Below are 9,596 nucleotides of genomic sequence, written 5' to 3' on the forward strand. Positions count from 1 at the left end.
GGCGGGCGCCGCACCGGTCTCGGAGGGCACCGCAGCGTCCTCCGGCGCGTCCTCCGCCCGCGGACTCGGCGCCGGGGTCTGCGTGCCGGCCGCGGAATCGCCCGGCGCCGCCTGCGCCCTGAGCGCCGCATCGAGGGCCGCCATGGCAGCGCGGATCTTCTGGGCGTCACCCGAGGCGCTGGCTTGCTCGAGCGCGCGCGACGCCTCCAGCACCGCGCGGTCGTGCGCGCTCATCTGCGCCGCGGATTGCTCGCGCGCTGCGCTCTTGCGGGCGAAGGCCTCGTCGATGGGCTTGCGGAACGCCTCCCACAGCCGCTGCTCCTGGCGGCGGTCCAGGGGCACGGCCTGGGCTTCGGCCTGCCAGCGTTGCTGCAGCGCCTTGACCGCATCGACGCGCAGCACCGGGGCCGCGCCCAGCGCCTGCGCCTCCTCGATCATCGCCTGGCGCTCCTGCAGGCTCGCCTGCTGGGCGGCCTCCAGCGGCGCAGCCGCCGCCGCCATCGCCTGCTTCCACGCGGGCTGCAGCTCGGCAAACACCTTCTCGCTCACATGCCCGCCGGTACGCCAGCGCTCGCTGAACTGGTGCAGCGCCCGTTGCATCGCCTTCCAGTCGGCCACGCCGGCCTCGGCCTGCGTCTGTCCCCAGGCCTTGACCTCCTCGATCAGCGCCTCGCGCTGGGCGCGGTGCTGGGCGCTCTCGGCGCGCACCTTCTCCAGCCACGCCTCGACCACCTTGTAGGCGGCATTGCAGGCGTCGTCGAACCGCTTCCACAGCGCATGGTTGGCCGGCGCACCCTGGTCCGCCTGCTTCCACTGCTCGCGCAGCTGGCGCAGCGTCTCCTGCATCTTGCGGCCGCCCAGGGCCTGTCCCTCGGGTCGGTTGAGCAGACCCTCGGCGCGCGCCACCAGCTCTTCGCGCAGCTGGTCGGCGCTCCAGCGCTGCCAGCCCTCGAGCTCGCCCGCCGCCACCAGGGCCGCATGGACCCGCTGCTCGAGTTCCCCATCGATCAGGTGGCCGTGCACTTTGAGCACGTTGCGCAATGCCCCGGCGGCGCTGGCGCTGGCCTTGCCACGGCCCTCGGCCGTCTCGCGCTCCAGCTTCTCCAGCGCCTCACCCACCGCCTGGTGGGCCTTCTCGCGCTGCTGCGGATCGACCTTGGGCCGGGATGCGGGGGCCTGCACGCGCGCCTGCTCGCGCCCCGCCTCGGTCGGCAGACCGCGCGCCTGGCGCAGCTCGTCGGCCCACACCGGCACCGGCGGCAGCGGGGCCTGCGCGTCGGCGGCAGCGGCCACGGCCTGGGCCAATGCCGACTGGAAAGCCTCCCAGACCACCAGCAGCTGGGCGCGCGAGGCCTCCAGCTGCGTGGGAAAGCGCGGCTCCACGCTGGCCCAGGCAGGATCGGCCGCCAGCTCGCCGGCCTGCTCCTGCCAGCGCCCGACATCGGCCTCGAGCTGCGGCAGCGCCGCCTGGGCATCCGCCCAGGGTTTCGTGGACAGCACCTCGATGCGCTGCGCCAGCAGCACCGCCACCTCGCGCTGCACCTGCACCCGATGCTGCAGGTCTTCGATCGCCTTGACGCGCTCGGCCAGCCGGGCCTTGAGCTGCGCCAGTGGCTCGCGCGACAGCGGCGCTCCCGCCTTGGCGGCGTCGCGCTGCCACGCCATCGCATCGGCAATGTTCAGCCGCGCCGCGCCGAGCAAGGCCTCTGCCTTGGTGGCCCACTCGGCAGCGATCGCCTCCTGCGCCTGGGCGCGGCGCAGTTCCTCGATGCGCTCGCGCACGGCGCGCGCCGCGCCCTTGTCGCGCGCGCTCAGTTCCTTGAAGACCTCCTGCAGCTGCTCGGGCGCCGGCTGGTTCGCCAGCCATTCACGGATGCGCGCTGCGCGCTCGCCCGACGTGGGCGCCGAGAAGGCGCCGCCCGTCAACGCGTCCAGGGGGTGCGGCTCGCTGGCCTTGGCCGGGACCGTAGGGTTCTCAGGGACGTCGGACATCTTGTTGCGGGAAGAAAAAGGGAACATGAAAGAACAAAGGATGAGCGCAGGCCACGGGACGGGCCGCCCATTGTGCGCAAGCCCGCAGGCGGGGACACGCCGGCGGCGCTGGAAGTGCTATTTTGGACCGGTTTTGCAACAGGGCCGCGGGCGAAGCCTCCGGCAGGCCTTCGCTGCCAGTCCCCGCGTGTCCCGACCGGGCGAAAGGGGGCGAAAAAAGGGGGGCGAAAAAGGGGGCGCGAAAAAACGAAGGCCCGGTGGGGCGAAGCGTCCCACCGGGCCTGGTGGCAGGCTCGCGGCCTCTTGCCACCGGGGTTGCGCCGGGGAGGGTCAATGTCCCCGTTGCAAGGAGGCAAGGGATTGCCTCCGTGGGTGCCTGGACGTGGCGCTGCGCCAACGGGTCTGGCCCGCGGTCGCGCCCGGCGCCCGAAGGGGCATCGGTAGCGCCTTCCCGACACACCCTCAAGGCTATTCCCAACCCGGGCCGGTGTCCAGCCCCCGCACCCCATCCGACCGTCCACGCCCCCTGCCGAGCCGCCCTCCCTCGGATCTTTCAGGAGCGGCCCGGAGGCACGATGGCCTTCGCGGGTCCGCCCTGCCTCCTGTAGGAAAGCGCCCGTTTCCCCCGCAAAAGCCCGGTTCCATATGATTTATTTGTATCAACACGCTATTCCTTAGTGTTGACGATGAATTTTCGACGCTCCTAGAATCCGCCGATTCACGACGACCCCGTAGTAACCCTAGGGCACCTCGCATCCCTGCCCTGGGCCCAGCCGATCCGGCTTCGCCAGTCCGCACGGTCTCCGGGCAGCACCTGCCCGGCGCGGACTGAATGGCAAACCATCCTGGCGTGAGCGCCAGGGTCCGCCGAGTCCCCCGCCGCTTGTTCTTCGTTCATTGCGCGGCACTCCCTTTCGGGGCTCGATGCAAAAAGGAGGAGCTATGACAGCTTCAACGAAAGTGGTCGCAGGCGTCCGCACCTTTGTCGCCGACGTGGTGGGCGGCTTCATGGCAGTCATCCACAGCGGCTTCGCACTGCTGGGTCTGGCGGTGGCCTTCGTCGCCATCGCACTGGTGGCGCGCCCCGACCTGCGCCACGCGGGCGAAGAGCGCCTGATGGGCTGGTTGCAGTCGCGCCACACGGTGGTGGCCGAAGCCCCCGCCGAGGCGCAGGCGCCCGAGCCGGCGGCTCCCCGGGCCGCGCTGCAACCCATCGCCATGAACCCCAAGGAACTGCCGCGCGAGCAGGCGGCGGTGGCCTACTGGCTGAGCAAGAAGTACCGCGTGGCGCCCGAGCCGGTGGCGGCGCTGGTGAATGAGGCCTACGACCTGGGCAAGAGCACCCAGCTGGACCCGACCCTGATCCTGGCGATCGTGGCGATCGAGTCGAGCTTCAACCCCTTCGCCCAGAGCGCGGTGGGGGCGCAAGGCCTGATGCAGGTCATGACGCGCGTACACACCGACAAATACGAGGAAGTCGGCGGCCACCTGGCGGCCTTCAACCCGCTCACCAACCTGCGCGTGGGCGTCAAGGTGCTGCAGGAATGCATCGCCCGGGCCGGCTCGCTGGAAGGGGGCCTGCGCTATTACGTGGGCGCGGCCAACCTGCCGCACGACGGTGGCTACGCCGCCAAGGTGCTGGCCGAGCATTTCCGGCTGCGCCAGGTCGCCGGGGCCCGGGCGGGCGGCGCGACGCCGGCGCGCCCGATGCTGTCGACCAAGGCGCCGGCCGAGGCATCGAGCCCCTCTGCCTCGCTGGCCCCGGGCGCCGACAAGGTGGCCCTGCTGGGCGGCGCCTGAACGGCGGCGTGCCTGGGCTACACTAGCCGCGCACGCAACTGGCGATAGGCACGGCCCCCTCGGGCGCTGCTGCCGACGTGGAACTCCTGCCGCAGGAACCGGACTTCCTTCCGCGGCCAACCACGGGGAAGCGTGCCGCGCGGCGCCCCTCGGCGCTGGCGCGATCCGTCGTTCGCCTGGGCAGCCCTTGGACTCCAAGGGACAGACGTTCATTCGACTGCCGTCCGTTCATCCATGTACCAACGCAACATCCTTGTCGAGCAAACCGACCCCCAGGTGTGGGCCGCCATCCAGGCCGAGAACCTGCGCCAGGAACAGCACATCGAGCTGATTGCCAGCGAGAACTACGCCTCCCCGGCCGTGATGGCCGCCCAAGGCTCGCAACTGACCAACAAGTACGCCGAGGGCTACCCCGGGCGCCGCTACTACGGCGGCTGCGAGCACGTGGACGTGGTCGAGCAGCTGGCGATCGACCGCATCAAGCAGCTCTTCGGCGCCGAAGCCGCCAACGTGCAGGCCAACTCCGGCTCCCAGGCCAACCAGGCGGTGCTGATGGCCTTCGCCAAGCCCGGCGACACCCTCCTGGGCATGAGCCTGGCCGAGGGCGGACACCTCACGCACGGCATGGCGCTCAACATGAGCGGCAAGTGGTTCAACGTCGTCTCCTACGGCCTGAACGAGCGAGAAGAGATCGACTACGAGGCGATGGAGGCCAAGGCGCGCGAGCACAAGCCCAGGATCATCATCGCCGGCGCCTCGGCCTACGCCCTGCGCATCGACTTCGAACGCTTTGCCAGGATCGCCAAGGAAGTGGGCGCCATTTTCTGGGTGGACATCGCGCACTACGCCGGCCTGGTCGTCGCGGGCGAGTACCCGAACCCCGTGCCCTACGCCGACGTCGTCACCTCCACCACGCACAAGAGCCTGCGCGGCCCGCGCGGCGGCATCATCCTGATGAAGTCGGAGCACGAGAAGGCGCTCAATTCCGCCATCTTCCCGGGCCTGCAGGGCGGTCCGCTGATGCACGTGATCGCCGCGAAGGCCGTGGCCTTCCAGGAGGCGCTGTCGCCCGAATTCAAGGCCTACCAGCAGCAGGTGGTGAAGAACGCCCGCGTGTTCGCCGAGACCCTGACCGAGCGTGGGCTGCGCATCGTGAGCGGGCGCACGGAGAGCCACGTCATGCTGGTGGACCTGCGCGCCAAGGGCATCACCGGCAAGGACGCCGAGGCGGCCCTGGGCCAGGCGCACATCACCATCAACAAGAACGCCATCCCGAACGACCCGGAAAAGCCGATGGTCACCAGCGGCATCCGCGTGGGCACGCCGGCGATCACCACGCGCGGCTTCAAGGAAGAGGAGACGCGCATCACCGCCAACCTGCTCGCCGACGTGCTGGAGAACCCGCGCGACGAGGCCCACCTGGCGGCGGTGCGCGAGAAGGTGCACCAGCTGACCAGCCGCTTCCCGGTCTACCGCTGAGCCCCACGGCAGCGCCGCACGGCACTTCCGGCCACCGCCCATGAAATGCCCTTTCTGTAGCCGCCCGGACACACAGGTCGCAGAGACCCGCGTGTCCGAGGACGGAACGCTGGTGCGGCGGCGCCGGCGCTGCCCTTCCTGCGAGAAGCGATTCACGACCTACGAGCGGCCGGAGGTGCACTTCCCCACGATCGTCAAGAAGGACGGCCGGCGCGTGGAGTACGACCGCGCCAAGCTGCTCGCTTCCTTCCAGCTGGCGCTGCGCAAGCGCCCGGTGAGCACCGTGCAGGTGGACAGTGCCATCGAGCGCATCGAGGAGCGGCTGCTGCACCTGGGCGAGCGCGAGCTGCTGTCGAGCAGCCTCGGGGAGCTGGTCATGCGCGAGCTGCAGAAGCTCGACAAGGTGGCCTACGTGCGCTTCGCCAGCGTCTACCGCAGCTTCCAGGACGTGGACGAGTTCCGCGCCCTGGTGGACGAGGTCGGCGACTAGCGCCTGCTCCGCGCTCAGGGGACGCGGGCCGGGATCGGGCCGATCTCCTGGGCCACGTCGCCGCATTGCGCCCGGTGGCGCAGCACGTGGTCCATCAGCACCAGCGCCAGCAACGCCTCGGCAATGGGTGCGGCGCGAATGCCGACGCAGGGGTCATGGCGGCCCTTGGTCACCACCTCCACGCTGTTGCCGTGCACGTCGATCGACTGGCGCGGGCTGATGATGGAGCTGGTGGGCTTGATGGCGATCGAGACCTCGATGTCCTGGCCGGTGCTGATGCCGCCGAGGATGCCGCCGGCGTGGTTGCTGGCAAAGCCCTGCGGCGTGAGCGAGTCGCCGTGCACCGTGCCGCGCTGCGCGGCGCTGGCAAAGCCCGCGCCGATCTCCACGCCCTTGACGGCGTTCAGGCCCATCATGGCGTGGGCGATGTCCGCATCCAGCCGGTCGTAGAGCGGCTCGCCCAGGCCCACCGGCACGCCCGTGGCCTGCACGCGCAGCCGCGCGCCGCAAGAATCGCCCGCCTTGCGCAACTGGTCCATGTAGTCCTCGTATTGCTGCACGTCGGCCACCGGCGCGAAAAACGGGTTGTGCGACACGTGTTCCCAGCCCTCGAAGGGGATGGCGAGCTCGCCCAGCTGCGTCATGCAGGCACGCAGCTCGGTGCCGAACTTCTCCCTCAGCCATTTCCTGGCGACGGCGCCGGCCGCCACCGTGGGCGCCGTCAGGCGCGCCGACGAGCGCCCGCCGCCGCGCGGGTCGCGCAGGCCGTACTTGTGCCAGTAGCTGTAGTCGGCGTGGCCGGGGCGAAAGCTCTGGGCGATGGCGCCGTAGTCCTTGCTGCGCTGGTCCTGGTTGTGGATCAGCAGCGCGATCGGCGTGCCGGTGGTGCGGCCCTCGTACACGCCCGAGAGGATCTGCACCGCGTCGGGCTCGCGCCGCTGCGTGACGTGGCGGCTGGTGCCGGGGCGGCGGCGGTCCAGTTCGTGCTGGATGTCGGCCTCGCTGAGCGCCATGCCCGGCGGGCAGCCGTCGATCACGCAGCCGATGGCCGGGCCGTGGGATTCACCGAAATTGGTGACGCAAAACAGGGTGCCGAGTGTGTTGCCGCTCATGGGGCGGGGATTATCCCCCAGCCCCCCGCCCTTCAGTCGGCAGCCTGGGCGCCCTCGTCCGACCCCGGCCAGTCGCGGATGTAGGCCTTGAGCAGCTTGTTCTCGAAGTTCTGGCCGTCCACCACCGCCTTGGCCACGTCGTAGAAGCTGACCACGCCCATGAGCATGCGCCGGTCCATGACCGGCATGTAGCGCGCGTGGCGCCCGAGCATCATGCGGCGCACCTCGTCCATGTCGGTCTCGAGGGTGCAGGTCAGGGGCGCATCGTCCATGGCGGTGCGCACCAGCGTGGTGCCGATGCTGCCGCCGTTCTTCGCCAGGTGCTGAATGACCTCGCGAAAGGTGAGCATGCCGACCAGGTCGCCGTGCTCCATCACCACCAGCGAGCCGATGTCGCGCTCGGCCATGGTCTGCACGGCACGCGCCAGCGGCTCGTCCGGGTTCACGGTGTAGAGGGTGTTGCCTTTGACGCGCAGGATGTCGCTGACTTTCATGGTGTCTCTCAGGGGGCAGGTGGGCGGACGGTGCCCATGAAAATATAGCCCACAATCGGCGCACGACAGACCACCTTGGAGACACGGATGCCCGGCTATTCCGATCCCGGCTTCGACACGCTCGCGCTGCACGCAGGCAGCGCCCCCGACCCGACCACCGGCGCGCGCGCGACGCCCCTGTACCTCACGACCTCGTTCGTGTTCGAATCGAGCGACCACGCGGCCTCGCTGTTCAACCTGGAACGCCCCGGCCACGTCTACAGCCGCCTGAGCAACCCGACCACCGACGTGCTGGAGCAGCGCATGGCGGCGCTCGAAGGCGGCGTGGGCTCGATCGCCACCGCCAGCGGCCAGGCCGCGCTGCACCTGGCCATCGCCACGCTCATGGGCGCGGGCGGCCACATCGTCGCCAGCACCGCCCTGTACGGCGGCTCGCAGAACCTGCTGCACTACACGCTGCGCCGCTTCGGGATCGAGACGAGCTTCGTGCAGCCCGGCGACATCGACGGCTGGCGCGCCGCCATCCGGCCCGAGACACGCCTGCTGCTGGGCGAGACCGTGGGCAACCCGGGGATGGACGTGCTGGACATCCCGACCATCGCGCAGATCGCCGAGGAGGCGGGCGTGCCGCTGCTGGTCGATTCGACCCTGACCTCACCCTGGCTGATCCGGCCCTTCGAGCACGGCGCGCACCTGGTCTACCACTCGGCCACGAAATTCCTGTCCGGCCACGGCACGGTCATCGGCGGCGTGCTGGTCGACGGCGGGCGCTTCGACTGGGAGGGGGGCGCCGCCCGGGGCAAGTTCCCGGAACTGACCGAGCCCTACGACGGCTTTCACGGCATGGTGTTCACCGAGGAATCGACGGTCGCGGCCTTCCTGCTGCGCGCCCGGCGCGAGGGCCTGCGCGATTTCGGTGCCTGCCTGAGCCCGCACTCCGCGTGGCTGATCCTGCAGGGCCTGGAGACGCTGCCGGTGCGCATGGAGCGGCACATGCGCAACACCGAGCGCGTGGTGCAGTTCCTGGCCAGCCACCCCTTCGTCGCGCGCGTGGGCCACCCCATGCTGGAATCGCACGCGAGCCACCAGCTGGCGCAAAGGCTGCTGCCGCGCGGCGCCGGCTCGGTGTTCAGCTTCGACATCCAGGGCAGCCGCGAACAGGGCAAGAAGTTCATCGAGAGCCTGCAGCTGTTCAGCCACCTGGCGAACGTGGGCGACGCCAAGAGCCTGGTGATCCACCCGGCCAGCACCACGCACCACCGCATGGACGACGCTGCACTCGCGGCCGCCGGCATCGGCCAGGGAACGATCCGCCTGTCCATCGGCCTGGAGGAAGCGGACGACCTGATCGACGACCTGAAACGCGCCCTCCGCGCAGCAGAAAAGGCAGGTGCATGATGGACATCGAAGTCAACGGGGCCAGCCTCTACTGCTACACCGGCGGCAAGCCCTTCGATCCCGCGCAGCGCACCGCCGTGTTGATCCACGGCGTGCTGGGCGACCACAGCGTCTGGGCCTGGCAAAGCCGCTGGCTCGCCAACCATGGCTGGAACGTGCTGGCCATCGACCTGCCCGGCCACGGCAGGAGCGGCGGCGATGCGCCGGCAAGCGTCGAGCAGGCGGCCGACGTCATCGCCGCGCTGCTGGATGCGGCGGGCGTGCACAAGGCCGCCCTGGTCGGCCACAGCTGGGGTTCGCTGATCGCGCTGGAGGCGGCGGCGCGCCTGGGAGCACGCACCAGCCACCTGGTGCTGGTCGGCACGGCCTACCCGATGAAGGTGTCTCCGGCGCTGATCGAATCGTCGCAGAACACGCCCGAGGCGGCGCTGAAGATGGTCAACGTCTTCTCGCGCAGCACTCTGGCCTCGCCCACGGGCGCAGGCTTCTGGGTCTATGGCGCCGGCATGGCGCTCGGGCGACGCGTGCTGCAGGGCAACCGCGAGGCGAACGTGTTCCACCGCGGTTTCGTCGCCTGCGACAGCTATGCCGGCGGCGAGGCAGCCATCGCCGCGATCCAGTGCCCGGTGCTGTTCGTCCTGGGCAGCAGCGACCAGATGACCCCGCCGCGTGCCGCGCGGCTGCTGATCGACGACGCGCGCGCCGCCGGCAAGCAGGTGAGCGTGGCCCACCTGCCCGTGGGCCACAACCAGATGACCGAGGCGCCGCAGGCGACGCTGGAGGCGATCGCCCACTTCCTGGGCTGAGGGCCGGGGCCGTACCGGCCGCCGG

The 9,596-nt window shown here is 70.4% G+C and carries 8 protein-coding genes; 5 read left to right on the forward strand and 3 right to left on the reverse strand.

Annotated features, from left to right (window positions below; genetic code table 11):
• A partial coding sequence (locus tag A612_RS01015; RefSeq protein ID WP_051001386.1) for a DUF349 domain-containing protein occupies window positions 1-1,992 on the reverse strand: 1,992 nt, incomplete at its 3' end.
• A gap of 942 nt (window positions 1,993-2,934) precedes the next feature.
• On the opposite strand from A612_RS01015, the gene A612_RS01020 reads away from it, so the two are divergent.
• From A612_RS01020 to nrdR, 3 genes are all read left to right on the forward strand, one after another.
• Complete coding sequence (locus tag A612_RS01020) at window positions 2,935-3,792, forward strand: lytic transglycosylase domain-containing protein (protein WP_040435454.1); 858 nt, start codon at window positions 2,935-2,937, stop codon at window positions 3,790-3,792.
• A 234-nt stretch (window positions 3,793-4,026) separates the two neighbouring features.
• Window positions 4,027-5,271, forward strand: coding sequence for a serine hydroxymethyltransferase (gene glyA / locus A612_RS01025; protein ID WP_019372762.1), 1,245 nt, complete (start codon window positions 4,027-4,029; stop codon window positions 5,269-5,271).
• 40 nt (window positions 5,272-5,311) lie between these two features.
• On the forward strand, window positions 5,312-5,761 hold the full coding sequence (gene nrdR, locus A612_RS01030) for a transcriptional regulator NrdR (RefSeq protein ID WP_040435456.1): 450 nt from the start codon (window positions 5,312-5,314) through the stop codon (window positions 5,759-5,761).
• Window positions 5,762-5,775: 14 nt separating this feature from the next.
• Here the strand turns inward: nrdR and aroC are convergent, their stop codons facing one another.
• Together aroC and A612_RS01040 are read right to left on the reverse strand one after the other, a co-directional pair.
• Window positions 5,776-6,873, reverse strand: a complete 1,098-nt coding sequence (gene aroC / locus A612_RS01035; protein WP_019372764.1) for a chorismate synthase — start codon at window positions 6,871-6,873, stop codon at window positions 5,776-5,778.
• Window positions 6,874-6,905: 32 nt separating this feature from the next.
• Entirely contained in the window at window positions 6,906-7,367 is a 462-nt protein-coding gene (locus A612_RS01040) for a CBS domain-containing protein (RefSeq protein WP_019372765.1), read from the reverse strand.
• Window positions 7,368-7,454: 87 nt separating this feature from the next.
• Here A612_RS01040 and A612_RS01045 point away from each other — a divergent pair, with 87 nt between their 5' ends.
• Window positions 7,455-8,765 carry an O-acetylhomoserine aminocarboxypropyltransferase gene (locus A612_RS01045; protein WP_019372766.1) on the forward strand — a complete coding sequence of 437 codons (1,311 nt, stop codon included), beginning with the start codon at window positions 7,455-7,457 and terminating at the stop codon, window positions 8,763-8,765.
• The gene (locus A612_RS01050) at window positions 8,765-9,571 is read left to right on the forward strand and encodes an alpha/beta fold hydrolase (protein WP_019372767.1); all 807 of its coding nucleotides are present in this window, start codon (window positions 8,765-8,767) and stop codon (window positions 9,569-9,571) included. Before A612_RS01045 ends, A612_RS01050 begins: the two co-directional genes overlap by 1 nt.
• Window positions 9,572-9,596 lie beyond the last annotated feature (25 nt).

Origin of the sequence: Melaminivora alkalimesophila, from assembly GCF_000282995.1 — a bacterium.
GTDB classification, from domain to species: Bacteria; Pseudomonadota; Gammaproteobacteria; order Burkholderiales; family Burkholderiaceae_C; genus Melaminivora; species Melaminivora alkalimesophila.